The organism is Marisediminitalea sp. (assembly GCF_984433645.1).
The window spans coordinates 15,770-41,752 of the sequence record NZ_CFIDRX010000003.1; the positions used below are offsets into that span (position 1 = coordinate 15,770).

At 48.5% G+C, this 25,983-nt stretch carries 19 protein-coding genes and 1 riboswitch; of the genes, 7 read left to right on the forward strand and 12 right to left on the reverse strand.

The window, feature by feature from the left end:
* The gene (locus AC4MRN_RS00870) at positions 1 to 945 is read right to left on the reverse strand and encodes an AEC family transporter (protein ID WP_491202228.1); all 945 of its coding nucleotides are present in this window, start codon (positions 943 to 945) and stop codon (positions 1 to 3) included.
* A 210-nt stretch (positions 946 to 1,155) separates the two neighbouring features.
* On the opposite strand from AC4MRN_RS00870, the gene AC4MRN_RS00875 reads away from it, so the two are divergent.
* A complete protein-coding gene (locus AC4MRN_RS00875) occupies positions 1,156 to 2,469 on the forward strand; it encodes an aminotransferase class V-fold PLP-dependent enzyme (RefSeq protein ID WP_491202229.1) in 1,314 nt (437 codons plus the stop codon).
* A 28-nt stretch (positions 2,470 to 2,497) separates the two neighbouring features.
* On the opposite strand, the gene AC4MRN_RS00880 is transcribed toward AC4MRN_RS00875, so the two are convergent.
* Both AC4MRN_RS00880 and AC4MRN_RS00885 read right to left on the reverse strand, forming a co-directional pair.
* On the reverse strand, positions 2,498 to 2,788 hold the full coding sequence (locus tag AC4MRN_RS00880; RefSeq protein ID WP_490402428.1) for an antibiotic biosynthesis monooxygenase family protein: 291 nt from the start codon (positions 2,786 to 2,788) through the stop codon (positions 2,498 to 2,500).
* Complete coding sequence (locus AC4MRN_RS00885) at positions 2,785 to 3,273, reverse strand: hypothetical protein (protein ID WP_491202230.1); 489 nt, start codon at positions 3,271 to 3,273, stop codon at positions 2,785 to 2,787. Before AC4MRN_RS00885 ends, AC4MRN_RS00880 begins: the two co-directional genes overlap by 4 nt.
* Here AC4MRN_RS00885 and AC4MRN_RS00890 point away from each other — a divergent pair.
* Positions 3,263 to 4,828, forward strand: a complete 1,566-nt coding sequence (locus tag AC4MRN_RS00890) for a SulP family inorganic anion transporter (RefSeq protein ID WP_073320587.1) — start codon at positions 3,263 to 3,265, stop codon at positions 4,826 to 4,828. The two genes, AC4MRN_RS00885 and AC4MRN_RS00890, sit on opposite strands and share 11 nt — an antisense overlap.
* 73 nt (positions 4,829 to 4,901) lie before the next feature.
* Here AC4MRN_RS00890 and AC4MRN_RS00895 read toward each other — a convergent pair whose 3' ends face one another.
* The 3 genes from AC4MRN_RS00895 to AC4MRN_RS00905 form a co-directional block, all read right to left on the reverse strand.
* Entirely contained in the window at positions 4,902 to 5,162 is a 261-nt protein-coding gene (locus AC4MRN_RS00895; protein WP_073320584.1) for a hypothetical protein, read from the reverse strand.
* Positions 5,163 to 5,384: 222 nt separating this feature from the next.
* Positions 5,385 to 6,395: a serine hydrolase domain-containing protein gene (locus AC4MRN_RS00900; protein WP_370242032.1), complete on the reverse strand. Its 1,011-nt coding sequence runs from the start codon at positions 6,393 to 6,395 to the stop codon at positions 5,385 to 5,387.
* Between the two features lie 188 nt (positions 6,396 to 6,583).
* On the reverse strand, positions 6,584 to 8,902 hold the full coding sequence (locus AC4MRN_RS00905) for a CocE/NonD family hydrolase (protein ID WP_491202231.1): 2,319 nt from the start codon (positions 8,900 to 8,902) through the stop codon (positions 6,584 to 6,586).
* A gap of 146 nt (positions 8,903 to 9,048) precedes the next feature.
* Here AC4MRN_RS00905 and AC4MRN_RS00910 point away from each other — a divergent pair, with 146 nt between their 5' ends.
* The gene (locus tag AC4MRN_RS00910; protein ID WP_491202232.1) at positions 9,049 to 11,100 is read left to right on the forward strand and encodes a winged helix-turn-helix domain-containing protein; all 2,052 of its coding nucleotides are present in this window, start codon (positions 9,049 to 9,051) and stop codon (positions 11,098 to 11,100) included.
* Positions 11,101 to 11,196: 96 nt separating this feature from the next.
* Here the strand turns inward: AC4MRN_RS00910 and AC4MRN_RS00915 are convergent, their stop codons facing one another.
* From AC4MRN_RS00915 to ccoG, 4 genes are all read right to left on the reverse strand, one after another.
* Positions 11,197 to 11,823, reverse strand: coding sequence for a thiol:disulfide interchange protein DsbA/DsbL (locus tag AC4MRN_RS00915; RefSeq protein ID WP_073320572.1), 627 nt, complete (start codon positions 11,821 to 11,823; stop codon positions 11,197 to 11,199).
* A gap of 106 nt (positions 11,824 to 11,929) precedes the next feature.
* Positions 11,930 to 13,843: a TonB-dependent receptor plug domain-containing protein gene (locus AC4MRN_RS00920; RefSeq protein ID WP_491202233.1), complete on the reverse strand. Its 1,914-nt coding sequence runs from the start codon at positions 13,841 to 13,843 to the stop codon at positions 11,930 to 11,932.
* 60 nt (positions 13,844 to 13,903) lie between these two features.
* Positions 13,904 to 14,106, reverse strand: a riboswitch (cobalamin riboswitch).
* Positions 14,107 to 14,183: 77 nt separating this feature from the next.
* Positions 14,184 to 15,161: a serine/threonine protein kinase gene (locus AC4MRN_RS00925; RefSeq protein ID WP_073320566.1), complete on the reverse strand. Its 978-nt coding sequence runs from the start codon at positions 15,159 to 15,161 to the stop codon at positions 14,184 to 14,186.
* An 11-nt stretch (positions 15,162 to 15,172) separates the two neighbouring features.
* Entirely contained in the window at positions 15,173 to 16,606 is a 1,434-nt protein-coding gene (gene ccoG, locus AC4MRN_RS00930) for a cytochrome c oxidase accessory protein CcoG (protein WP_491202234.1), read from the reverse strand.
* Positions 16,607 to 17,043: 437 nt separating this feature from the next.
* Here ccoG and AC4MRN_RS00935 point away from each other — a divergent pair, with 437 nt between their 5' ends.
* From AC4MRN_RS00935 to AC4MRN_RS00945, 3 genes are all read left to right on the forward strand, one after another.
* The gene (locus tag AC4MRN_RS00935) at positions 17,044 to 17,436 is read left to right on the forward strand and encodes a hypothetical protein (RefSeq protein ID WP_073320560.1); all 393 of its coding nucleotides are present in this window, start codon (positions 17,044 to 17,046) and stop codon (positions 17,434 to 17,436) included.
* Between the two features lie 137 nt (positions 17,437 to 17,573).
* Positions 17,574 to 18,113: a DUF3016 domain-containing protein gene (locus tag AC4MRN_RS00940; RefSeq protein ID WP_084526309.1), complete on the forward strand. Its 540-nt coding sequence runs from the start codon at positions 17,574 to 17,576 to the stop codon at positions 18,111 to 18,113.
* Between the two features lie 430 nt (positions 18,114 to 18,543).
* The gene (locus AC4MRN_RS00945) at positions 18,544 to 22,191 is read left to right on the forward strand and encodes an ExeM/NucH family extracellular endonuclease (RefSeq protein WP_491202235.1); all 3,648 of its coding nucleotides are present in this window, start codon (positions 18,544 to 18,546) and stop codon (positions 22,189 to 22,191) included.
* Positions 22,192 to 22,307: 116 nt separating this feature from the next.
* Here AC4MRN_RS00945 and AC4MRN_RS00950 read toward each other — a convergent pair whose 3' ends face one another.
* Both AC4MRN_RS00950 and AC4MRN_RS00955 read right to left on the reverse strand, forming a co-directional pair.
* On the reverse strand, positions 22,308 to 24,068 hold the full coding sequence (locus AC4MRN_RS00950) for an acyl-CoA dehydrogenase family protein (protein ID WP_491202236.1): 1,761 nt from the start codon (positions 24,066 to 24,068) through the stop codon (positions 22,308 to 22,310).
* A 228-nt stretch (positions 24,069 to 24,296) separates the two neighbouring features.
* Positions 24,297 to 24,851, reverse strand: a complete 555-nt coding sequence (locus AC4MRN_RS00955) for an NUDIX hydrolase (protein WP_073320551.1) — start codon at positions 24,849 to 24,851, stop codon at positions 24,297 to 24,299.
* A 62-nt stretch (positions 24,852 to 24,913) separates the two neighbouring features.
* Here AC4MRN_RS00955 and AC4MRN_RS00960 point away from each other — a divergent pair, with 62 nt between their 5' ends.
* Complete coding sequence (locus tag AC4MRN_RS00960) at positions 24,914 to 25,981, forward strand: efflux RND transporter periplasmic adaptor subunit (RefSeq protein WP_370240536.1); 1,068 nt, start codon at positions 24,914 to 24,916, stop codon at positions 25,979 to 25,981.
* The last annotated feature ends 2 nt before the right edge of the window (positions 25,982 to 25,983 follow it).

Here is a 25,983-nt window from a genome sequence, read left to right on the forward strand (position 1 = left end):
TCACAACAAGTTACGCGAAGCCAATAAGTCAAACGCAACGATGGTGACGGGTAACGACAGCAAGGTGGTGACCGCAATAATACTGGCCGCCAGTCGGTGATCACCACCTAAACTTCTTACCATCACGTAACTGGCTGCCGCCGTGGGCGAAATAGCCATGAGAAGTACAATCCCTAATGGCATACCACGTAGTCCGACAACATAGGCCAGTGCGACCAGCACTAACGGGTAAAACACGCACTTACTGAGCGTACTCAGTGAAATATTGAACCAGTCGTCACTAAACGAGCGGAATTGCAACGAGGCACCTGTGCAAAGCAGAGCCAGTGGCAACGTCAACTGGGCGAAGTACTCACCGGTGGTCACAGCAATACCTGGTAGAGACCAGTCAAAGTAGGAAAACGGCAAGGCACAGCAAATGGCAATAATGAGTGGGTTTTTCGCAATACCTGAGAGCTGTTTGGTCAGTGAGCGTTTGCCTTCCTGATAAAAATTCAGCACAAACACACTCAGAATATTAAACAATATGGTGACTAACCCGAGGTAAACCGACGCCGCGGCTAAACCATCATTGCCATAGGTATTGGCACAGTAAGCTAAACCAATGATGCCCATGTTGGCTCGAAATCCGCCCTGAGTGACCACGCCTTTGGCTTCTGATGCTGACACCATGAAATGGCTAAGTCCCATAAGGATCAGAAAATACCCCAGGGTGCCGACTAACCCAACGCCTATCAATAACGGGTTGGCAGCATGACTAAAGTCCGCCTGGCTAATCGACAAAAATAGTAAGGCAGGCAGAGCAACGGTAAACACCAGTTTTGAGCCCATAGCTACAAAATCGTCGTTTATCAGTTTCACGCGAATAAGTACGTTACCCATTACGAGCAAAGCGAGCACCGGCCCAATAACGGTAATCGCGAAATCTATAGTGGAGGACTGCATGAGTAGGTAGGTCGCAGTATGATTGGAATGTTGAATAGTTTACCACCTAAGCCTATGAACAATAAGTGCTGTTTACGGTATTTATCAGTGTATAGAACCGAGCGTTTTATCGTAAAAGCCGGTGATTCAACGTAGAACCGGGGCGTGTTTGTATACATTAATTGCATTTTAAGTGATGTTATACAGTATCAATGTGGCGTAGGGACAATCATGCAAACACGACGACAGCTATTAAAAAATGTAACAACACTTTCATTGGCAGGATTGTCATCATCCGTTTTCGCAGGTAGTACTCAAAACGAGCGTATCAAACTTGCTGATACGTTGTTAACAAGCGAGTCAGCGAGTGAAGTAGCGACTAATGAAGCCTATTGGAAGAAAGTGACAGATTATTATGACAAGGGACGCGAAATTATAAATTTAGAACAAGGCTATTGGGGAAAAATGGCGTTGCCGGTTGAAGCGGAATACATTCGACTGACAAAAAAAGTAAATAAAGACATGTCCTGGTATGCCAGAAAGGACTGGTACGAAGATTTTAAACACGTAAAGCTGACACTTGCCTCTGCTCTAGGAGCACAACCAAGCGAGGTGGCGCTAACCCGAAATGCAACCGAGTCATTTGTTAATTTAATCACCCAGTACAAAGGATTACAGCAGCAGGATGCGGTCTTATGGGCTGACGTAGACTACCCTAGTTTTCAGCGCATGATGAAATGGCTGTCGCAAGAACACAAAGTACAAGGTGTTGAAATTGCATTGCCTGCTGCCGGTAAAAAGCAGGATTTTATAGACACCTATGCACAGGCTTTTGAACAACACCCAAACCTAAAACTCATGCTGTTAACACATACCAGTAACCAACATGGTCTCACTTTACCGGTAAAAGAAATCGCAGCACTTGCCAAGTCTAAAGGTATTGATGTTATTTGTGATTGCGCCCAATCCTGGGGTCTGGTGAACTTCCAAATGGATGACCTTGGAGTCGATTGGGCGGTGTTTAATTTACATAAGTGGATAGGCTCGCCAATTGGCGTAGGCGCGTTGTATATGAGAACCGGCACGCTGGATCGTGTATCTCCCTTTCCAGGGGAAGCTATGGGTAATGAGTCAGTTCAAAATCGCGTCCATATTGCCACGTCTGATTTTGCGTCGTTTCTTGCGGTACCCGACGCATTGGCTTTTCACTTTACCGTAGGGGCCGAAAATAAAGCCGAGCGTTTGCGTTACTTACGACGTCGCTGGGTAAGTGTAGCGGATAACCTGCCCAACATTGAAGTACTCGGAGCGCAAGATCAGGATTGTGCTTCAGGCATGGGCGGCTTCAGAATTAAAGGTCAAGTTACCAAGGAACAGGTATCAGCACTTCAACAACGTCTGGAAAATGAATTTGGTGTATTTACTGTCGTCCGTAAGGACCTGGCAAGTGGCTGCAATATTCGGGTTACTCCTCAGGTATTTACTACAACGGATGAAATAGACACGTTTGCTAATGCGCTAATTGCTGTAGATAAGTCATTGTAGTTAAGTCGGTGCGAGCGAATACAGGTGGTTAATTTGACGTGTATTCACGCGTGATATTAGCCACCTGCACTTGATAATCCTGATACCAACTGCGCTTACCTTGCTGCTGAGCAGCTTTGTGGAGCGGATCGTTTTTCCAACGCAGTACACTGTCTTCGTCGGGCCAGTAGGATAACGCAATTTCTTTATCGCCTTCACATAGCGCGGTAAATTCGAGGCAGCCGTAGTGGTCTAACGCCAGCTGGCGCAGTTTGCCTGCTTGTTGCAGGTACTCGTCATCTAACTGCTTTACCGTGGCGCGAAAAATGACCACGATCATGAAGGTTCATCCAATACCGTTCGCAAGCCGTTTTGCATAAGTGTTTCACGTCGGTTGTTTATCATAATCCGGGAGATAACCAGGCCAGCGATCAGTGCGACTACAGGTACCCAACTGGCAAATCCTACCGTGAAGTATAACCCGGCACCGATACCGGCAATCCACAACATCGGCACCAGCCAACTGTAAAGTGTATATGCGCGCTGTGCGGCGGGCGTGAAGGCGGCGGCCTGCGCCTGTTCCAGAATCTTAAACTGCTCGTGGCGTTCGCGTTGGGCAATTTCGGGGAAATGGTCGATATACTCTTTGATGTCCATAACTTTATTTTGTAAAAACCACACCGGGTCAGTAAATCGAATATCGTTCACAGGGTCAAGTGGACGGTCAAATATTAACAAACTGTTAAAGGACAAAATGCCCGGATAGTGGTAGGATCCCCGACCAATTTTTAACCACCCCACTGAAGAAACAAATATGTTTGACATAATCTCCAGTAAAGACAGCAACATCAAAAACGATGTGCTTTCAGGGATAACGGTTGCACTGGCATTGGTGCCAGAAGCCGTTGCCTTTGCCTTTGTGGCAGGTGTAGAGCCAATGATTGGCCTGTACGCCGCTTTTATGATGGGTTTGATCACGTCTGCCATTGGTGGCCGTCCCGGTATGATTTCCGGTGCAACCGGAGCCATGGCCGTCGTCATGGTGTCGCTGGTAAGCGAGCATGGCGTACAGTATTTGTTTGCCGCGGTTGTGTTGGCGGGTCTGCTGCAGATACTCTGCGGTGTGTTCCGCCTAGGTAAGTTTATACGTCTGGTGCCGTATCCGGTTATGCTGGGCTTTGTAAACGGCCTGGCCATCGTGATTTTCCTGGCGCAGCTCGGCCAGTTCAAAGTAGCTGACGCACTGGGTGAACAACAGTGGATGCAAGGCACCATGTTGTACTGGATGCTGGGTCTGGTTGCACTCACTATGGCAATCATTTACTTGCTGCCGCGCCTAACCAAAGCCGTTCCTGCCTCACTGGCTGCCATCATTACCATAACGCTATTGGTTCACGGTTTGGATCTTGAAGCGCGTACGGTCATTGATTTTGTGCGTGATATGCTGCCAGCAGACCAGAAAGACAGTGCAACACTGGCTGGAGAACTGCCGTCATTTGCGATTCCGATGGTGCCGTTTACCTGGGAAACCTTCATGATTGTGCTGCCGACAGCAGTAATTTTGTGTTTGGTGGGCCTAATTGAATCCTTGTTAACGCTAACGCTTATCGACGAAATGACCGACACACGCGGTCGTGGTAACAAAGAATGTATCGGTCAGGGTGTAGCGAATACGGTTAATGGCTTCTTTGGCGGCATGGGTGGTTGTGCCATGATTGGTCAGAGTATGATCAACATTAACTCTGGTGGTCGTGGGCGTCTGTCAGGTATTACCGCTGCTATCGTATTACTGGGCTTTATTTTGTTTGCCGCGCCGCTGATTGAAATGATTCCGCTTGCCGCGCTGGTGGGCGTTATGTTCGTAGTGGTGATTGGTACCTTCGAATGGGCCTCGTTCCGCATTATTCGTGGTGTGAACAAAGAAGATGCCTTTGTATTATTCCTGGTAACAGCGGTTACCGTTATTGCTGACCTGGCTATTGCTGTAGTGGTAGGTGTCATCGTGTCTGCACTGGTATTCGCCTGGAAGCACGCGCGCCATATCGAGGTCAAAACACACGTCGACAAAGACGGCTGGAAAGTGTACGAGTTGCAAGGGCCCTTGTTCTTTGGCTCTGTAAGCCATTTCCGTGATTTGTTTGATATTACCAATGACCCGGATGATGTGGTGATTGATTTTCAGTCCAGTCGTATCTGGGATTCATCGGGTATCGACGCGCTGGACGGTCTGGCCGATAAGTACGAAAATGCAGGTAAAAAGCTGCATATCCGTCACGTCAGTCAGGAGTGTTTAGCACTGCTGTCGAAAGCCAATAAGTTTGTAGAGATCAACGTGAATGAAGATCCACGTTACCGGGTAGCCACAGATAAGCTGGGCTAACCCCTAATTTGAACAAGCGTTATTATAAAAACCGAGTCATTTCACACTGACTCGGTTTTTTTGTGCTCTACTGTTAGCTGTCGCTTCGGCTGATAAGTTTAAAACCCTGTGCTTCATAGTCGTTAATACACTTCTGGTATTTATTCTGGAGCTTAATCTCATCAAAGAACCCAAGTGAATAGGCATCGCATTTTACTTTCATTTTTTCGCTATTCTCCAACACGGCAACCAGCTTGAGTTCAGCAAACCCAAATTTGTAAGCCAGTTCAGAAAACTGTGAGTAGAGTAAAAAGATACAGGCAACCAGAAGGAGCGCAGTGATGGTTTTATTCATGGTTTATTCCCTTAAAAGTTGTTCATTGTTAGAAATCATTACTACTTTGTCACTGGAGAAGTAGCAATTATTGAACCAGTTTCCAATATCCCCTCATTCGGCGGCTTTCAGGCCAGTGGCTGGTATGCGCCTATTGTTTGTTTTAGTCACAATGTGGTGAATATGCTCACATTGTGAGTAATCGTAGCACCCATACTTTAGCGAAATATAAGTTGTTGATATTCAGATCTCTGTTTCAGCCAGTAGCTTCAGGATTTTCTCTTTTAGTGCATAAAGCGTCGATTTGTTTCCATCGCTGGACATCAATATGATGACAATCTCGTTTTCGAAATCATGGAATTTTAATGTGTGGTGAGATGGGTTCGAACCGTCATGTTGCCAGTAAAGTAATGCGCCTTTTTCATCCTTAAAGAATGAACCAAAGTCGTACAGCGCGCGATGTTGTTGTCCGGATAACACATCACCGTCCAGTTTGGCTTGAAGTGATGAAAATGGCAGTAATAGCTCTGACGTCAGGGCCTGCTCGAATTTCAATAATTCTTCAGGTGTAATGTAAACAGTAACGCCGTTGATATACGTCGGGTAATCACCTGCGGCCTTGTTGGCAGAGACATCTTGCGGGGTCAATTGCTGGTAGGCCTCCGTTATTTTTGCAGGCTCGAATATATGTTGTTGCAAGTAGGCTGAAAATGGCATGTTTGCTATCGCTTCGATTATCAACGCGCGGACCACAACATTTAAATTCGAGTATTGATATCCGCTTCCTGGCGTGAATAACCCCTCACTGCTAGCGATTTGCGAAATGGCATCGGCGGTTGAAATGCCACTGTGCCATTTGATTTTGGGGAAGCCTGAAGTGTGGTTGAGAACCTGATGAATGGTTACTTTCGACGCCCATTCAGGGAGCCCTTTGACATATTTCGAGACCTTGTCCTCATAAGACAACAGGCCTTGTGCTTCGAGTTGCATCATGCCGACGGTTGTAAATTCTTTGCCAACTGAACCTGGACTAAACAGGTGTTGGCGAGTTAGCGCCATCGTCTTTTCACTATCCGCGTAGCCAAGATAGGCTTCGACAATCAGCTTTTCATTCCGGGTAACTAAAATGGCGCCGTTGAAGCCTGCCTCATCAGCGTAGGTATGAATTTCAGTCAGGTTTAATTGGTTTTTGCTACTGGCAATGACTTGCAGCGACATGCTCAATAACAATAAAAACATAAGGCGTGACTTCATAAATTCCCTTTGACTGTAACTAGCAAACCATCTAATTATTCACAGTAACACGTTGCAATATGCGGTTCCAAGTACCTGCTGAATTAACGGATTTCTCCAGGGAACCCGGATTTTGCTGCCCGATTTTGGGATGACGAAATGGGGCAGGGCCCGGCACTATATCATGCCGGGTTAATCGCACATTAGCGTTAGGTCTTTGGCTGTTCAGTGTAGCGTTTAAGTGGCAGGTTTATTTGAGATGACAGGTACCAGCGTAATTTCAGAAGCTCACCCGCTTGTGAAATGTGTTCATGGTTAACTGGCCCTCCGGTGCCGAGGTTCACCTGCGCATCCCTGTTTTTGTTTACGTTTAGCACCAAGGCTATTTTGCTGCCTTTTGGAATTAACTTTGATGTGAAGCGCGCATTGACAATAGGCACGCGCGTTAATTGATCAGGCTCCAGTAGCTTTCTGCTCTCATTGCTGTCGGCATGACTGGCGCGACTGCGATAGTTGTTCAAGTGAAACACCCTGCCATCTGGCAAAATATGATAATAGTTAAAGCCGATATCAACATCCCGTTTATTAACGGCAATATCGAAAAAGCCAGTGATCGAACCGGTTAATTCCATATCCTGTTCAAAAACAGGGGTTTCAATATGGATCCCACCCTGCGTGTCCAGTGTGTCCTGAATAACTGGCCAGGGAGCCAGATTGCGCTGCTCCGTTCGGTCTGACATATCTACGATTTGTTCCAGGTAACGACCTGCATGGCGAGAAAGTTGCCGACCCAGTTTGTAGGGTTGTACTTCATTGGGCTCTAGGGGCTGTATAAAAAAGGGGATGTGCTGCTTGTTGAGCAGGTCAATCGAGTCGGCGAAGCGCCACTCGTTGGCTCCCATTAGCTGATAATTCACTGTATTTTGCACCAGTTCTGGTTTTGGTTTGTCCTCCAGTACATGATCGAACCAACGAAAAACAAGATCTTCTGTATCTTTCTTTAACGCAACCGGGTCCAGCGCATAATTGCTGTGATGAGAACGAGGTACATTTTGTGCCGTCCAGTGATTATAAGGGCCGATTAATAGCGCGTGGTTGGCGTTGCTGTTGTATTTGTAGTGTTCGTAGAAGTAATCCAGTGCAGAAATCTGGCCTCCCTCAAAATAGCCGGTAATGGTTAGCACCGGAATGTTTATGCGTTGATAATCGGTTTGGTAGGGCACCATAGCCTGGTAATAGCTGTCGCTTTGGGGATGTGCCAGCCACTTTTGAAGCCACGGACTTGGACGGCCAGCAAGTTTGTCGATATCCACAATAGGACGACCACTGGTGTAGAGTGTGTCGACAATGTCGTTTGTACGTTGCCAGTCACTGTAGACGCTGTCGTCGAGAGTCGAATTACTCGCGGCGTAAATAGGCCACTCGAAATTGCCGGTTAACGCAATATTATTTTCATAGGGGAGTCCGGTAATCAGGTTTGCTGCCACATAGGGGGCAATTGCTTTTAATGCCTTGGGCATGTGTTTGGCGGCTGCCCACTGAGTAAATCCATTATAGCTGCCGCCATACATCACTACCTTACCATTGCTAAAGTTTTGCTTTGCAATCCACTTAATCAGTTTCGCTGCGTCCTCGCCTTCGTGCTCCCAGGGGACAACACGGTTTTTACTTGAACGTTTTCCACGGGAATTGGCGACTATGCCAATGTATCCGTGGGCGGCGGCATTCATTGCGGTTTTAATGTGAGCCGATTCGTCAGCGTAAATGGTGTATTGCAAAGCGGTGCTGGCAGGATTGCTCTGGTCCCGGCGACGCACAATGGTTGTAGACAGCGTAAGGTCGCTATCTAAGTTCACTACAGTGTTGGGCTCAATAATGAAGCGCCGGTGTTGCTGTTGTGTGATCACCGCATTGGCAACAGGAATGATGTCTGCAAGCACGTAGTAAAGCTGGCAATTCACGGCGATATTGAGCAACTCATCTTTGCTGAGTGACGATTCTTGTTGTGCTTGTTTGAAGAGGTTAAACACGTAAGTTCTGGCGTTGGATACTGACCAGCCCAGCGCCATGTTCATTTTTACAAATTGCTTGTCATCCAGCTTTGCCAGTTCCGTTTCAATGACGCTGGCAGCGATATGATTAAAGTTTGTTTCCGGAGCATCTTGCAAAGCCAATACAGATTGGTGGTAAAACTGATAATGCGCATAAGTGTAGGGCGCGTGCTGTTGATCTGCTATTTTGTTGATAGTCTGCACGTCGCTTCGCAGTGACAACAGCGCTATTTTGTTAAATAGACTTTGCTGTGCAATTTCTTCTGGGGTTAAGCCGTTGGCAAATTTGTGCAAGGTTTGTCGAAACTGCGCAGAAGTAAGAATCGCATCTGCATCCCGCACCTCTTGTATGTTCGCATTGGCAATATCGGGGGGCACAGGAAAATCCTGCGTAGTACTTGCATAGGTATTGTGGGTGAAATTTAGTAAGATGATCGCCAGGTAAAAAAGCGGGGTGACGCGTTTAAGCGGGTCCATGTTAGCTCCGGTAGTACAAAAAATAAAACACATGACGCATCGTAAAAGACAGCAACAAACAACGTCCTGACCAACACAGGAAAAGTTGTGACTTTTTATGACGGCCTTGTATTTAAAGGGCTGGGGAAGCGTAACAATGGATTATTATGCGGTGGAAAATTAGGGACTTTGTCCTTTGCGAGCAACAACAAACTTTATCGAGCCCACAACATTCGGTTCGCATTGAACCGATGATGAGCGAGCTGCTGGCCTATTTTTGCCATCATCAGGGGGTCGTTGTTAGCAAGGAGCAGCTATTGGACGATGTGTGGCATGGCCGCTATGTTAGTGACAATAGTATTGCCAAACTTGTCACTAAGCTAAGAAAGGCGCTAGGTGATGATGCCAGAAACCCAATGTATATCGTTACGATACCAAAACGTGGCTACCGGTTAGTCGCGCCCGTCGAGCAAATATCAGAACCATCAGAACTAACAGAAGTACAGCAAAGTGGCAGCGCTGCTTCTGAAAGGTCTTTACCGAGCAGCTTTTTAGGCATGGTATTGTTAGTCGCAATCGCAACGGCAGTGGGTGGTTTTTACTGGCTCTATGACGCAGCACCATCCATTGCTACATCAGCCAAAGCGCTCACCGCAGACAGAGGCAGTGAGCACTTTCCAGCCTTTACTTCGGATGGGGAAAGGCTGGCATACATGCATCATGATGGTCATCGTTACCGGCTGTTTGTGAAACTGGTGGCCTCCGAAAGCGTGGTTGAAATTCGTCATGGGAAAGAGGAAGGAGTAGGTCCGGGCAGCTGGAACGATAAGGGCAACAAGCTGGTTTACCTGGTGGCGACGAAAGACAAATGCCAATACTTTACTCGTGAATTTCACGGCTTACACATGTCGGAGCCAGAGTTGATTCATACCTGTAAGCCTGGCAGCTATGGTGTGGTGAAGTTTACCCACGACGATAATCTTGTTGTTTTCGCTGAATCTCCCGGTCCCGGAAAACCTTATTCTCTGTATCAATTGGACATAACCACCAGGCAAGTTCAGTGGTTACCTCAACCAGAATTACATTTAGGGGGTAACAGTCAGTTCGATCTTCACCCGAAAGAAGACAAACTGCTGATTTCTTCGCCGGATCAGCATCAGTGGGAAGGGTTTTATGAATTAGACCTTAACACCCGCACTTTGACACAGCTCTTTAAATTAAATGCCTATATTTGCTGTGGGATTTGGTCACACGATGGTAAACACGTGGTGTTAATGGGAGAGCATCCGGCCAGAGAGATTGTCCGCTACGACCTCGATGGAAACAACAAAACCCTGATCTATTCAGGCACTCAACAATTGTCGCGACCTGAACGGCACAGCAATGGTGAAGATTATGTTTTTATCGCTTATCAGTACGATCTGAATGTTGAGGAGTACCACCTCGTCGAGGGACAAACTCAGGCAATATTACAAGATACGGTAGACGAGCGGCTTGCCGTATTGTCGCCAGATGAAATACAAGTGGCCTATATCAGCTTAACCACGGGCAGTGAAGAGTTGTGGCTGTACAATCGCCAGTCGGGCCAAAAACAAAAAGTGACCGCGTTTGACGACAGCCGGCACTATCTGGATCTCGCCTGGTCACCTGATCAAACTCGGGTGGCGGGCCTTACACTGAATGCAATCCATATCATTGATGTAGGAACCGGTAACGTAACTGCACTCTCTCTGCCAGAAAAGGAACTGCGTGGTATTTCGTTTAAATCTGCCACAGAGCTCGCATTCAGCATGCAGTTGGGGAAAAACTGGCAAGTGGTGTCGTACGACTTAGTTAGCGATGTCATGACGCGTTTGGATCCGCAATGGCAAAGTGTTCGGTTTGACACATCGCCAGACAATTGGTTGTGGGTCAATCAGGAGCAACAGTGGTTTTACGGCGAAGACGTGACACCCTTAACGATGCCAGAGCTTCCTCTTACGCCATTTGCGGGTCGGCAATTCGCTATGCAAAAAGCTGGCGACTATTTGGCGTATTTCGATTGGTCGAAACAGCAGTTGGAAGTCTTCAATCAACGTGAGGGTTCTCTCGTAGCCGAATTAGAAAGCCAGATTGGGCATTTCTCCATACGGGGCAATACTGTTTTAATTAGCCGAAAAGCGTCGAAGGTAAATAACAGCGATATTTATCAGACACAACAGCGTTCTGCATCGTTTTAAGTGAAAAGCCAGGGGCGTACTGCAATAGTTATGAGAATGCCGCAAACAAAAAAGCCGAACAATGTGTTCGGCTTTTCAAAGAATTAAGAGGCGGTATTAGCTCTTCTTAGCGGCCAGGAAGTTAATCAAATCCAGACGATCTTGTTCAGTCATATCACGGGTAAACTGTACTTTGTATTTCCCGTTTACAATAAACGTAGGTACTGAGCGAACCACGTTGCGGTAGTCTTCGATAGCTTTGTTATTTCTTGCTAGCTGTGACTGCAGGCCATAGCTTTTTACCAGACTATCGAACTTCTCACCATCGACACCGTTAATGACGAAGATGTTGCGAAGGTCTTTCATACCGGTAATGGTTGCGCGTTGACGGTGAATGTAGTTGAAAATAGCACCGCTCAGTTGGTCTTCCTGTTTCAGCGCTTTGCCCATCAGCATGGCACTGGTTACGTCGTCCTGCACTTCTTTTGTGGTGTAAGGCATAAAGTTAACGTGGACTTTGTCGAATTTAACGCCTTTGTCTAATTCGCCTTTTAATTTCGCTACAAAAGGTTCTGTGCGATAACAGTGCGGGCACCAGTAAGAGAAAAACTCAACCACCTGAGGCTTTTCGCTCAGTGGCTTGTCCAGCACTTCATAGTGTTCGCCTTCCTGCCATTTCTCGGCAGCACAAGCCTGTAGTGGCACCAGTAATGCCAAGATCATCCAAAACGCAAACTTCTTCATTCCTGTTTACTTCCTTCGTCAAGCTATGGAAAGTGCTGAGATTATCACAAGGGCTCATATTCGCCTAGTCGCTAACGACCAGGCGAATATTGCTGTCGGTTAACCGTTAAAACGAATAGCGTGTGTGCGCCAGAATTCTACGGTTACTGCCCTGGTACCCAACAATATCTTCAAACGATTCATCCAGCGCGTTATCGACGCGTAAGCCAACCTGCCAGTCGCTATCAATTTTGTAGTCAACGTTGACAGTGGTCAGCCAGTAAGGCGCCAGATTCAGCGTTTGTGCCGTAGCCGGCCAGGGTGGATAAAAGGTATCCAAACGTGTACCGGTATACGCAGCCTTAATGTAAGCAGACAAACCCTGAACCGGGAATGAATAAGCCGCCGTGATTGAACCTGTGTGGTTTGGACGGCGTAGCTCCACGGTTTGCGCTGTGCCATCTCCCTGAGAAGCGTCCAGGTAGCTGTAATGTGCTGTCAGGCTTACATCATCTGTACGCCATTGAGCTGAAGCCTCAAAGCCGTCACGTCGAGATTTTTCGCTGGCGTTCTGCGCCGTATACATTCCGCTGTTTGCGTCATACACAAAGCCAAGTATCTCGTCTTCCAGACGGGTGGAGAACACACTCAACTGCAGTGTCACATTTGCAGGGAGAATGATATCGGCTCCTAACTCCACTTCCTGGCTCTGTTCAGGAAGCAGGGCAGGGTTGCCTATGAAGGTAGATGGGTAGTAACCGTACAGTTCGGTAAAGCTCGGTGTTTTTACCGCTTGCCCCACACTAGCAAATACTTTGATATTGCGGGTGACGGCGTAGCGAGCCCCAGCGCGATAGCTCCAGGCGCGGCTGAAACGCTCGTTGTCGTCGTAACGCAGGCTAAACTGGGTATCCAGTTTGTCGGTGCCCAACCCGGTTAACTCGGCAAACACACTGCTGGTGCTGTCTTCACCGCGGTAATTCGGATCGTCCCAGCCTATCGGACCGCTTTGTTCAAACTCTCTGCGCAAAAACTCGCTGCCCACGCCCAGCGTGGTGTCACCAAACGACACGAATTGCGTCCAGGTAAATTGTTTGCGTTCACCTAATGTACCGCCAGCATCTGCACCCGACGTCGTGTTATTGTTCTCGTTGCGATTGTACTGCACACTTACCAGACTGCGGTAAGGCAGGTCGCTGTCCTGATATTGCCAGTTTAGTTGCGTGGTAAACTGCTCACCGTCGGTCACATTGTCGGCGTCGGCAGGCAAGCCGGTAGTTACGTAATCTGTACCGTCATATTCGTTGGTGTAGTCGACATAACGCACTTTTGCGTCCAGGTTGTGTTGTGCAGCAGGCTGCCACTGGATACCGGCGTTCAGCGCTGTATTTTCGTAACCATCGCGTTCATTGCCGGTGCGTGAAACATTGTCTCCTGCGGTGTCGAAAATACTGGCTGACACATTCGCCTGCATGTGTTCGCCGCGGTGACTGGCTGAGGCTGATGCCCGGTAAGTGTCAGCGTTGCCTGCACCGGCAGTCAAACTGACCGTTGAATCGGATTGGTGAGCCGCGCTGGTGGTAATACTCAGTACGCCAGCTACAGCACCACTGCCCCAAAGTGCGCTCTGTGCACCACGGTGTAATTCAATGCGTACGATATTCGCTGCGGTTAAATGGGCAAAATCAAATAAGCTACCCTGACTGATGTCGTTGGCTACCACACCGTCAATTAGCACTAACAGGTGGTTTGTTTCACTGCCGCGCAAACGCAGTTCCGTCAATGAACCCGGACTACCCGACTGGCTGATGCTGATACCTGGCAAACCACGCAATAAATCGGTAACTTGTGTTGCGCCAGACGCTTGTATTTCTTGTTCTGTAAGTACAGTGACTGAAGCAGCCAGTTTGTCGATGGCGATTGGACTGCGAGACCCGGTCACCGTAATGGTTTCTACTGAATTTGATTGCGCTGCGGCGGCTGCTGAAAAACCCGCAGAGCAAGCGATTGCTACCGCGTAAGATAGTGTGCGAATTGTCATAGTGTGCTCTCTGTTAGCACTCCCACCGAGTGCCGAGATAAATACTTCGATGCGTTAATTTCGCATCGCCCTGCACAGGCCGGTCTCCGGGCTTTCAAACACGCTATGGCGTGCGTCCCGCCTTCCCGGCAAAGCCGGTGGCACGTTGGGAACACAATATGGAGATTGTTTGATTACCGTTGCGGGGGCAGCGTAAGACTTTAACTTACTTCCCGATTATCCCAGCGCGTATAAGGCTGGGCACCTGTGTTGGCGGCAATTATAAGTGGATGGAATAAAAAGTAAATCGATTATGCCAGAATGCATGTCGTACAAGCTTCTGGCATCAGGCAGACAGATATCAATACTGCGGTGTCAGCGACAACGGCGGTTCGTGCAAGGCGGAAAACTGTTCCTTCAGCGCCAGTACCTGCTGTTCCCAGTATTTTAATTCACCAAACCAGGGGAAGGCTCGGGGAAATGCAGGGTCTTGCCAGCGATCCGACAGCCAGGCCATGTAGTGAATCATACGCATGGCGCGCAGCGGTTCGATTAACGCCAGTTCGCGGTTGTCGAAATCACAGAATTCTTCGTATGCGTCGAGCATGGTTTCTAATTGCAGCATTTGCTGAGGGCGATCACCGCTTAACATCATCCATAAATCCTGCACCGCCGGGCCCATTCGGCAATCGTCCATATCGACAAAGGTCGGTCCATCACGCCACAGGATGTTACCCGCATGGCAATCACCATGCAGTCGAATGGCACTGGTTGGATGATACTGCTCTTCTGTAAGCGCAATAACCTGATCAAGAATGGTAAAAAAAGCAGTCTTTAAGCCGTCGGGAAGCAGCTCACTGTTTTCCAGGGTTTGGCGCGGACGGGTTAAATAGCTTTCCGTGGTCAGGGTAGGGCGATGTGCAAAAGCCTTGCTGCCCGCGACCTTATGCATGCGCCCGATAAACCGTCCCATCCATTCCAGATGATCCAGGTTGTCCAGCTCAAACTGACGCCCACCGGCAGACGGGAAAAGGGCAAAACGATATTGCTCTGCGTAATGCAGCGACTGACCGTTGTGGATGCAGGGGGCAATAATGGGAATTTCAGCGTCGGCCAGTTCCTGACTGAACTGGTGTTCTTCCAGAATTTGCTCGTCTGTCCAGCGCTGGGGCCGGTAGAATTTCACAACAAAGCGTTGTTGTTCATCGCTAACGAACTGATAAACGCGGTTTTCATAGCTGTTTAACGCCAGCAGGCCCGACTGTGGAAAAATGCCGCACTGTTCAAGTGCGGCAAGTATGGTATCGGGTGACAGCGCAGAAAAAGTAAAGTCACTCACAGAATAATTGGTTACCGATAGAGGAATTTCGTTGGTTCAAGGACCTCTACGATACTGCTATCCTGGTCGGTAGTCGAGACATGGAAGTAGATTTCGGTAACCCGGCCGTCAAGGTTGTACGGATCGGTTGCGATGGATACCGGTAGACTAAACACTTCACCCCCATCCACAGTGACGACCTGTTCGCCAATAAATTCGTACTCTGGCAAGCCTTCGACCTTGATCGTATAGGTATACTCAGTCTGGGATTTGTTGAGTACTTTCAAGGTGTAAACATTTTCAATTAAGCCGTCGTTATTTTCGCGGTACAGGGAGTTGCGGTCGCGAATAATATCAACTTCAAGCGGAATACGGGTGGCAATGTCGGCGATCAGCAGCCCTACCATCACCAGCAGAACCACAAAGTACCCAATGAGTTTGGGGCGCACGATATGTGTGGTGCCACCATTGAGCTGATGCTCAGAGGTAAAGCTGATCAGGCCCTTGGGGTAGTCCATTTTTTCCATTACGCCGTTACAGGCATCCACACACGCACCGCAGTTTATACACTCATATTGCAGACCGTTGCGAATATCGATGCCGGTCGGGCACACCTGCACACACAAGTTGCAGTCAATACAGTCTCCCAGGCCTTTTTCTGCCAAATCAGTGTGCGCCAGTTTACGAGGGCGCGGGCCGCGCTTCTCGCCCCGGGTAGGATCATAGGAAACCGTAAAGGTATCTTTGTCGAACATAGCAGACTGGAAGCGGGCGTAAGGGCACATGTGCGTGCACATGATTTCGCGCATCCAGCCGGCATTGCCGTAAGTACAAACGGTAAAAAACAGTATAGAAAACGTTGCCCAGAAGCTCGCGTTAAACGTAAAGAAGTCAATGAAAAGCGGGCCGATAGGGGTAAAGTAGCCAACAAACGTTAAGGCCGTTAACAGGGCTACCAGGACCCAGGCAGTATGTTTAGCCGTTTTGCGCAGAAACTTGTCAGCATCCATGGGGCGTTCGTCAAGTTTGATACGCTTGTTGCGATTGCCCTCAAATTTTTCTTCAAACCACACGTAAATATAAGTCCAGGTGGTTTGCGGACACATAAAGCCACACCAAACACGACCGGCAAAGGTGGTAACGAAGAACAGGGCAAAGGCAGAGACAATAAAGATGTAAGCCAGCAATGTCAGGTCTTGAGGCCACAGTGTTAGCGAGAAGATCGTAAAGCGTTGGTCAATAATATCCAGCAGTATTGCCTGATGACCGTCGTATTGAATCCACGGAAAAACCGCAAATATGGCAATAAAGAAGAAACCAAATAAACGCCTGAAGTTCTCAAGAGGTCCTTGAACCGCTCGTACGTAAATACGGCTGCGAGGCGTGTATTTCTTTGCCTCTTTACTCCCCTCGGGTTTGTGAACTTTTACCGGAGTAACGTTTTTCACCGGAATTTCATCGTTCATTTGACTACCTTTTTTAAAACAGAAATCGAAGAATGCGGCAGCAGTATACCAACAACATATTAATTTTAATTAATATAGATCAAGTCCACTGTGTTCAGATTAGCTTGCGAAGCAGACTGGTAAGTCAGAGGCTTGCTGTTGGTCATGACTTAAGTGTAGACCAAGCGCATCGTTCCCTCTATGCCACAATGGTATCAATAGCGCAGTGCTTGTGGCCAGCTTATGCGCTGTGTCGCTGAAATTATAAGGTGCTCTGACCGTGAACGATTTACCGGTTATTGAAGAAAACTATAACTAGGTATAAATCAAACAACGTATTCAGGTGAGAGAATGTAATAGAGTCAATACCGTTGACCTGGCTATATGTTTTGAGGCGCGCATCAGCGCGCTGATTTTTCCAGGTAACCTGATGCTTATAACTGGAGACCAATACTCACATGTTTCGTTCATTTGCCATCGCTTTAGAAGTCGCGGTGTTGGTGGTGATTTTACAGCTGCCATTTGTTCAGTATTTGCTGTCAGATGTGCAGGAGACTGTAAGTGAATGGATGACCGAAATTGCCCAACGAGAAGAACGCGAACAACTCGCGGATATTTCTGCCAACCTGCAAGGTCAAATCGACGCTATGCGTCCTTATCAACAAGAGTATGTTGCAACCATTCTGTCGTCACGCCTGCAACTCATAAAGTTTTATGACAATTATTGTGTGAATGATGATCGTAACCCTTATGTGTACGGCGCGACTCTGCATTTATTCTGTCAGGAAATAAAACAGTCGCCATTGTATTATCAGGGCAGTGGGGAAGAGCGTTTGACAGCGTCGAAATAACCCAATAGAGCAATATGCTACTCGTTCATGTTCTGTTAAGGATAAATAGTTGACACTGGAAGCCGAAAACATACACTTTGGTAGTAGAGTTCGAGGTGCTTGTTGAGAAGTCTGATTTTCAGAACGGGAGAGCGATCATGCGTAAACTGGCTACAACTTTATTATTGTCTGCAACCGCAGCGTGTTCTCTGGCCGCTGTGGCTGGTACTGAAGCTGACGGCAACGACGCCCAAACCAGTAATGTAGAAATAACCTGGGAAGATCCCAAGTCATACACAGACGTACGCCCAAGTAATGAATCCCGGGTACGGTTTCGCAACCGTGTAATGCGGGAACTCGGCGAATATTTTGAAGAGCTGGCTGAGTCATTGCCAGAAGGGCAGCAACTGTCGATAAATGTGACCAATGTGGATTTGGCCGGGCATGTTTGGCCAACGTTTGGCGGTGGGGCAGTGGATATCCGCATAATCAGAGACCTGGATATTCCCAGAATGACATTTAGTTACTCACTTACTGAAAACGATGAAGTGATTAAAACGGCGGATGTGTCATTAAAAGACATGGCTTTTATGAATCGTGCAACGAACATCCGCCATAATGATGCATTGCGCTATGAAAAAGTCATGCTAAAGCGCTGGTTTGACAAAGAATTTGCTGACTCATTAGTCAAATCCTGATTTCAGATTCTGTATTGTGGCGCCGTTCTGGCGCCACGCTTATAACCATTTCTATTGGTCTTACCACATTTCCACAAAAAATATTCTTAACCATTGATTTCGGATGGTGTCAGCTTTTTTTACGTTTTCTCCCCAAATTAGCCTGACTGATAACTGTTTATTTCTTATACATACCCGTTTTTTGGTGCTCAAAAAACGTTCGGTTTTTCGTCATTAATGTGTCAGCTATTTTTACACTTTTTTCTTGTTTTTGACCAGACCGTCTGGTCCGTTTACAAATACTAATAATTGATAGATAAGGGAAAATCTCTTAACTTGTACCATTAGTACAGGTGTCACAATGTTGTCACTTGCTGCTGATAATTTTACAGGCCCGAAACACACACACCTAACGATAAGAATTAGGATAACTGGCTTCCAAGGAACAACAATGAAAATAAAGTATCCCGCTCTCATCAGCGCGATGTGGGCGTCACAGGTTTTCGCAACCGATATCTTCATCAATGAACTTCATTACGACAATTCAGGTGGCGACGTTGGCGAGTTCGTCGAAGTCGTAGCGCCTGCTGGTACCGACTTAACCGGCTACAAAGTGCTCTTTTATAATGGTAGCAATGGTACGCAATACAACAGCCGTGAACTGGTTGGTTTGGTTGCTGATATGGGCAACGGTTTTGGTACCTATGCAATCGACGTGTCTGGTATTCAGAACGGCGCCCCGGATGGTGTTGCGCTGGTCGATGCCAGCAGTAATGTTATTCAGTTCTTAAGTTACGAAGGTAGCTTTACCGCAACGGCTGGTGTTTTATCCGGACTTACCAGTGTGGACATTGGTGTTAGCCAGTCCAGCAGCACGCCGGCAGGTGCGTCGCTGCAGTTAACCGGAACCGGCGCCCAATACAGCGATTTTACCTGGCAGGCATTTACCACGGCTACAAAAGATGCTGTTAACGAAGGTCAAACTTTTACGGGTAATGAAGTTGTCTTTTTTAATGAAATTCATTACGACAACGCAGGCGGCGATGTCGGTGAGTTCATCGAAATCGCCGGGACTGCAGGTTTAGACCTGACCGGGATGACCATTGAATTATATAACGGCAGCAACGGCACAGTTTATAACACCATCGTGTTGTCGGGTGCACTGCCAGACAACGGCAATGGGTTCGGCACTATTGCTTACTACCCGAGCTCTATTCAAAACGGGGCGCCAGACGGCATGGCTCTGGTGTCAGCAACTGGCGAAGTTATTCAGTTCCTGAGTTACGAAGGGGTAGTGAGTGCAACTGCGGGTGCCGCCGTGGGTACAGACAGTACTGATATTGGTATCGCGGAAACCTCTTCAACAGCGATTGGTCAGTCTTTGCAATTGAGTGGTACTGGTACGCGTTACAGCGACTTTACCTGGATCGCCGGTGGTGAAACGCCAGACAACACCAATGCTTCGCAAACTTTCGATGGTGTAGGCGGCGGAACGCCAGAAGAACCTGAAGAGCCAGAAGAACCAACTCCGGGCACGGGTGATGTGGCTAAACTATTCATTAACGAGCTGCATTACGATAATGCCAGTTCGGATGTGGGTGAATTTGTTGAGATCGCGGGTCCTGCGGGCACTGACCTGACCGGTGTTAGCATTGAGTTATACAATGGTAACGGTGGCGGTGTTTATAAAACTGTTGCGCTGTCTGGCACAATCCCGGAGCAAGCTGGTGGTTTTGGAACTGTTGCCGAGTATATTTCCGGTATTCAAAACGGTGCACCTGATGGCGTCGCACTGAGTTACAACGGCGAGTTAATCGATTTCATTAGCTATGAAGGCGAACTGACCGCGACAGGCGGAAGCGCGTCTGGTGTGACTGCTACCGATATTGGTGTTGCAGAAACGGGCTCAACACTGTCCACCGAGTCTGTTCAGTTAACTGGCACCGGCAGTGAAGTCTGTCACTTCTCATGGAGTGGTCCGGCAACGTCTTCACCGGGAGAAATTAACGCGGGTCAAACCTTTGATGCGTCAGTTGGTGCGACTTGTGGTGGCAACGACGGTGGTGACGGCGGTACTGGCGGTGAAGTTACGTTGGTTAAAATCAGTGAAGTGCAGGGCAGTGGTTCGTCAAGTCCTCTTATCAACGCCCAAGTCGCTATTGAAGCCATTGTTGTGGCAGACCATCAAAGTGGCAGCGGCACAGATGGCGATTTACGCGGCTTCTTCGTTCAGGAAGAAGATGCGGATGCCGATGCAGATTCATCAACGTCGGAAGGCTTGTTCGTATTTGACGGTAGCTCTCCAGCAGTTGACGTGGCTGTAGGCGATAAAGTTTATCTGGTAGGAACCGTTGACGAGTACTTCGGCGACACCCAGCTGGATGTGCAGTCTGGTTCAGTACAGGTTGTGTCTTCGGGCAATACATTGCCTTCGCCAGCAATTGTAACCTTGCCACTGGCGACGACTACTAACTCTGGTGGTGAAGCCATTGCAGATCTGGAAGCTTACGAAGGTATGCAGGTTGTGTTCGCGCAAACCCTTGCCGTTACCGAGCTTTACAATCTGGACCGTTTCGGTGAAATCCTGCTGAGCAGCGAAGGCCGCCAGGTGCAATACACTGAAATCATGACGCCATCGGTTGAAGGCTATGCTGCTTACGTTGCTTCCGCTGCAGCGAATCGTTTGATGCTGGACGATGGCTTTAGTATCCAGAATCCATCGCCCATTCGTTTCCCGGCACCTGGTTTAACAACGGCTAATACCGTGCGAATGAGTGATGAAGTTACCAACCTGACAGGTGTTATCAGCTATCGTCGTGGTAGCGGCGGTTCAGGTGATGAAATGTACCGTCTGATGCCGACTGTTGAGCCAGTGTTTACGCGTCCAGAGTCTCGCAAAGATCGTCCGGATGTGGGTGGTTCGATTCAGGTGGCGAGCTTTAACCTGCTGAACTTCTTCAACACCTTCGGAAACAACTGCTACCTGGGTGGCGGTACTGGTGACTGTCGCGGCGCTGACAACACCGAAGAGTACGATCGTCAATTACAGAAAACAGTCACTGCAATTACGGCGTTGGATGCTGACGTACTGGGCGTGATTGAAATTGAGAATGACATTGTCGAAGGTCAGAACAGCGCAATGGCGTCGCTGGTTAACGCATTGAATCAAGCGGGCTCCGCCTGTAGTGATTACCAGTATGTTGACCCGCAGCAGCGCGTTGGTACTGATGCGATTGCAGTCGGCTTCCTTTACTGTGCTGACACGGTAGAAGTCACTGCTGGCAGCAGCATTGCAATCCTTGACGACAGTCAACTGGCTGGTTTGGGATTAAGTGATTACGCGCCTGTATTTGACGGTTCATCAACCAGCCGCCCAAGCTTGACTGTGAGCTTCACGGAGAAAGCGACGTCGGAAGTGTTCACTGTGTCAGTTAACCACTTTAAATCTAAAGGCGGTTCTGGTTCAGGTGGTAACGCCGATGCGAATGATGGTGCGGGTAACTGGAATGAGCGTCGCACTCAGGCTGCTGAAGCGCTTCACAAGTGGTTAGCCACGTATCCAACAGGGGTAAGCGATGATGACATCCTGATCATCGGTGACCTGAATGCCTACAGCATGGAAGATCCGATTGTTGAGTTAACGTCTAACGGTTATACCAATGTAACGGATGGTGAAGCTCATTATTCTTACGTGTTCGACGGTTTTGCAGGAAATCTGGACCATGGTCTGGCGTCAGCCTCACTCATGGAGCAAATCACCGGTGCAACCTCATGGAATATCAACTCAGACGAAGCCGACGCGTTGGATTACAACACTGACTTCGGCCGTCCGACAGATATCTTCGACGGAACCACACCCTACCGTACGTCTGACCACGATCCGCTGCTTATCGGTCTGTCGTTGTCTTCGGTACTGAAGGGCGATTTGGATGGCGATGGTGACATTGACCGCATGGACTTTATTCTGATCATGCGTGCCATTCTTACCAGAAAGCCGTTCGATGCTGCTAACGACATAAACGGCGACGGTGTTGTGAATATTGTTGACGGGTTACTACTGCGTCGCAGCTGCACACGTGCTCGTTGTGCAGTGAGATAACTAACACTGATTAATACGCAACAAAAAGCCGCTCATTGTTAAATGAGCGGCTTTTTTATTTCTGCTTCGATATGCGCCGTTGGTGCTAACGATGACTAGTCAGCACATCGGCAGATTTACAAATAGTCGAATTCACTTCCGCTGATATCCAGCAAGTTCGACGCGCCGGAAAACAGCGCGGCTTTGTGCCCCTGCATACGCGGTAACAAGCGCTCGATATAAAACTTGCAGGTTTTCTGTTTACCTTCTGAAATGTTGGGGTTATCACAGCGGCTGGCTGCATCTGCCATGGAATACCACAGTACGCCAAGCAAGGCATAACCCGTGTAATGCAGATAGTCACACGCGCCGCTGGCGGCATTAACTGCATCAAAGTCCTTAACGGCCTGCGACGTGATATACCAATCATTCAGCAATTGTTCGGCTGCTTGTTTGGTCAGCGGTTGTTCAATATCGTGCACCAGGGTATCGAGAGCGCGATAGGTGGTGTCCAGCATACCTTGCTTGTCACGGGTCAGTTTTCTACCAATTAAATCCAGTGCCTGAATACCATTGGTTCCCTCGTACAGCATGGCAATGCGCACATCACGCATAAGTTGCTCCATGCCCCACTCACGAATGTAGCCATGGCCGCCAAATACCTGAATCCCCAGACTAGTAGACTCTAGTCCTGTGTCAGTCATGAACGCCTTACACACCGGGGTTAAGAACTGTAGTATGGCTTCTGCCTCGTCGCGACGCTCATCGTCTGCGAGGTGTGCAATATCCATGTATTTCGCATATAGCATAGCCAGAGCGCGGCAGCCCTCTGCAAAGGCTTTTTGTGTTAGCAGCATACGCGCAACATCAGGTTGATGAATGATTGCATCGGCTTTGTCGTCTGGTTGCTGGACACCCTGAGGGGCTCGTGATTGAAGGCGTTCCCGTGCATAGGTCAACGCGCCCTGAAAGGCAGCTTCTGTGGCGCCCAGGCCTTCCAGTCCAACCTGAAAACGCGCATCGTTCATCATGGTAAACATACATGCGAGCCCCTGATTAGCTTCGCCAATCAGCCAGCCGGTAGCACCGTCAAAGTTCATAACGCAGGTGGGACTGGCCTTGATACCCATCTTTTTCTCAATGGCACTCGGGCCCAGTGCGTTGGGTTTGTCAGGGGTACCGTTAGCGTCGAGTAAAAATTTAGGCACCAGAAACAAACTGATCCCTTTTACGCCCGGTGGGGCATCCGGGAGTCTGGCTAAGACCATATGAATAATATTATCGGTCCAGTCATGGTCTCCGGCCGTGATAAAGATTTTGCTTCCGGTAATGGTAAAGCTGCCGTCCTCATTGGGTTCGGCTTTGGTAGACAGCAAGCTTAAGTCTGTACCAGCGTGCGGTTCCGTCAGGTTCATAGTCCCTGTCCATTCACCGGTTACCAGTTTCTCGAGGTAGGTTGCTTTTAGTGATTCACTGGCGTGTTTGCTAATCGCCAGCACGGCACTTTCGGTTAACATAGTCGTCAGGCGCCAGCTCAGGTTGGCGGAATTCAACATTTCGTGAACCGGCACTGCCATCGAGTAGGGCAAGCCTTGTCCACCGTAATTAACGTCGCCTAACATGGCGTTCCAGCCATTTTCGACATAGCTGTGATACGCTGCTGCAAAGCCCTCTGGTGTAGTTACTTTACCGTCAGCCAGGCGACAACCTTGTTCATCGCCTTCCCGGTTTAACGGGGCCACGACATCGGCAGCAAATTTACCGCCTTGTTCCACAACTTCCATCGCGAGGTCTGCATCAAAATCTTCTAACCCCAGTGCCGCATAGTGTTCATTTATCGTTAACCAGTCGCGCAGTAAAAAACCAAAGTCTGCGAGTGGTGGAATGTAGCCAGGCATAGCCTTCTCCTAATGTGAACCGTATTAACCCCTGATGTAGCGATAACAATCTGCGCCAGCGCGCAGCAATGCGATCCCGTTCGATCAAGCGTGATGTAGGTAAATATAAACAGGTGTTTTAATTGTAGAAGTGCTACCAGAAAAATGTACAGCCGGATCACAAATAATCACCGGTTAAGTGTCAAAAGTTTGCGCCAGAGCAAAGTTACTATGGCGGCGTTATTGAGCTTACTTGGCTTGTTTGCCCGCTTTTACATAGGCATCGCGCAAGGGGATAAGGTCATCGGCAAAACGCAGGGCGTTCTTGTTCAGTAGAAAAGGGTCGGTCTTTTCAAGTTGAATGACTTCCAGAGCGGCCCAGTCCGGTGCGTCGAATGTGGCTGGCAGTCGGGCAAGTGATTCGTCTGCGATACAGTTAAAGATGGGCATACCAGATGCCGTTGTTGCGAGTTGTTCGCCAACTTCAACATTGAACCCGGTTTCTTCCCAGGCTTCACGGTGCGCTGTGCACTGAAGTGACTCACCTTCGTTGCGACCGCCTGCCGGAAAGTCCAGCTTTCCGGTTAAACGATGACGAATGAGCAAGACGTAACCTTCAGTCCTTACAAGACACGCAGCACCTGTCGCTGTCGAATCGATGGTGAGCGATTCCGCCGCCGTTCGGCAAAATGGTGCGGAAGGCGAGGAGGGCGTGCAGCCGAAAAGCGTTAAAACTACGAAAAACGCTGTTAAAAGCGATCCGCGATTCTGATGTTTCGGTAGAATTAGTAAGTGATTTTGCATGTTTTTAACAACAGGTGCCCATGGCTACGTGCCAGCGAGGGTGCAGTATAACAGGGTTTATTATGGCAATGGGTAAAAAGCTGTCACCGTTACTCTTCGGTGTTGTCTTGATGATAGGTTTATTAGCGTTTTTAAACTGGCCTGAAGACAACGTTGCGCAAGCGGTTGCACAGCGCGCCACACCTGTGAAAGTTTTCACTGTCGAGCACCGTTTGTTTCCCGTTACCATAGACGCATTGGGCACCGCTAACGCCAACGAGTCTGTAACTCTCACTGCGCAGGTCACCGATACCGTCACTCAGGTAAAGTTTGACGATGGTGATACCGTCGAGCAGGGGCAATTACTGGTTCAGCTTAATGATACTGAAGAAGTGGCGCGTGTAGCCCAGTTACAGGTGAGTCTAGACGAAGCAAAGCGCCAGCTAACCCGGATTAAAAATCTGGCCAAGACCAGCGCCGCGTCACAGCAACTGCTGGATGAGCAACAAGCATTAGTTAAATCGCTGGAAGCGCAAATTGCTGTAGCCAATGCGCAATTGGCCGACCTGCAAATTCGTGCGCCATTCAGCGGAAAGCTGGGCATTCGTCGGGTCAGTGTCGGTTCTTTGGTTCGTCCCGCCGATGAAATCACCACGCTGGACGATATCAGCATTATTAAAGTTGACTTCAACGTCGCTGAAAATCATTTAGCCAGTATGGCGGTAGGTCAAAAAGTGACTGCGACGTCGGTGGCGTATCCTGGTCGTGAGTTTATGGGCGAAATCACGGCGATTGATTCTCGTATCGACCCGGTAACGCGGTCGATTCTGGCGCGGGCAATGATCAACAATGCCAGTGCAGATTTACGTCCGGGGATGTTAATGAGCGTCACCATTGAAAAGCAGGTACTTGACACGCTGGTGGTACCTGAAGAAGCCCTGGTGCCGAATGGTGATAAACAATTTGTGTACGTGGTCGGCGAAGACAACCTTGTGGCCGAACGTGAAATCCTGATTGGCGAGCGCCGCCCGGGCTGGGTTCAGGTAGTGAGCGGACTTGCATCAGGTGAACACATCATCACAGAAGGCACACTACGGGTTCGCGATGGCTCGTTAGTGAAGGTGTTAAATCAACCAACGCAGGAGAGCTGATT

Bases quoted from the DNA above. Each gene is read 5' to 3' on its own strand.
- AC4MRN_RS00870 (WP_491202228.1), bottom strand. From the start codon at position 945: ATGCAGTCCTCCACTATAGATTTCGCGATTACCGTTATTGGGCCGGTG.
- AC4MRN_RS00875 (WP_491202229.1), top strand. From the start codon at position 1,156: ATGCAAACACGACGACAGCTATTAAAAAATGTAACAACACTTTCATTG.
- AC4MRN_RS00880 (WP_490402428.1), bottom strand. From the start codon at position 2,788: ATGATCGTGGTCATTTTTCGCGCCACGGTAAAGCAGTTAGATGACGAG.
- AC4MRN_RS00890 (WP_073320587.1), top strand. From the start codon at position 3,263: ATGTTTGACATAATCTCCAGTAAAGACAGCAACATCAAAAACGATGTG.
- AC4MRN_RS00885 (WP_491202230.1), bottom strand. From the start codon at position 3,273: ATGTCAAACATATTTGTTTCTTCAGTGGGGTGGTTAAAAATTGGTCGG.
- AC4MRN_RS00895 (WP_073320584.1), bottom strand. From the start codon at position 5,162: ATGAATAAAACCATCACTGCGCTCCTTCTGGTTGCCTGTATCTTTTTA.
- AC4MRN_RS00900 (WP_370242032.1), bottom strand. From the start codon at position 6,395: ATGAAGTCACGCCTTATGTTTTTATTGTTATTGAGCATGTCGCTGCAA.
- AC4MRN_RS00905 (WP_491202231.1), bottom strand. From the start codon at position 8,902: ATGGACCCGCTTAAACGCGTCACCCCGCTTTTTTACCTGGCGATCATC.
- AC4MRN_RS00910 (WP_491202232.1), top strand. From the start codon at position 9,049: ATGCGGTGGAAAATTAGGGACTTTGTCCTTTGCGAGCAACAACAAACT.
- AC4MRN_RS00915 (WP_073320572.1), bottom strand. From the start codon at position 11,823: ATGAAGAAGTTTGCGTTTTGGATGATCTTGGCATTACTGGTGCCACTA.
- AC4MRN_RS00920 (WP_491202233.1), bottom strand. From the start codon at position 13,843: ATGACAATTCGCACACTATCTTACGCGGTAGCAATCGCTTGCTCTGCG.
- ccoG (WP_491202234.1), bottom strand. From the start codon at position 16,606: ATGAACGATGAAATTCCGGTGAAAAACGTTACTCCGGTAAAAGTTCAC.
- AC4MRN_RS00935 (WP_073320560.1), top strand. From the start codon at position 17,044: ATGTTTCGTTCATTTGCCATCGCTTTAGAAGTCGCGGTGTTGGTGGTG.
- AC4MRN_RS00940 (WP_084526309.1), top strand. From the start codon at position 17,574: ATGCGTAAACTGGCTACAACTTTATTATTGTCTGCAACCGCAGCGTGT.
- AC4MRN_RS00945 (WP_491202235.1), top strand. From the start codon at position 18,544: ATGAAAATAAAGTATCCCGCTCTCATCAGCGCGATGTGGGCGTCACAG.
- AC4MRN_RS00950 (WP_491202236.1), bottom strand. From the start codon at position 24,068: ATGCCTGGCTACATTCCACCACTCGCAGACTTTGGTTTTTTACTGCGC.
- AC4MRN_RS00955 (WP_073320551.1), bottom strand. From the start codon at position 24,851: ATGCAAAATCACTTACTAATTCTACCGAAACATCAGAATCGCGGATCG.
- AC4MRN_RS00960 (WP_370240536.1), top strand. From the start codon at position 24,914: ATGGCAATGGGTAAAAAGCTGTCACCGTTACTCTTCGGTGTTGTCTTG.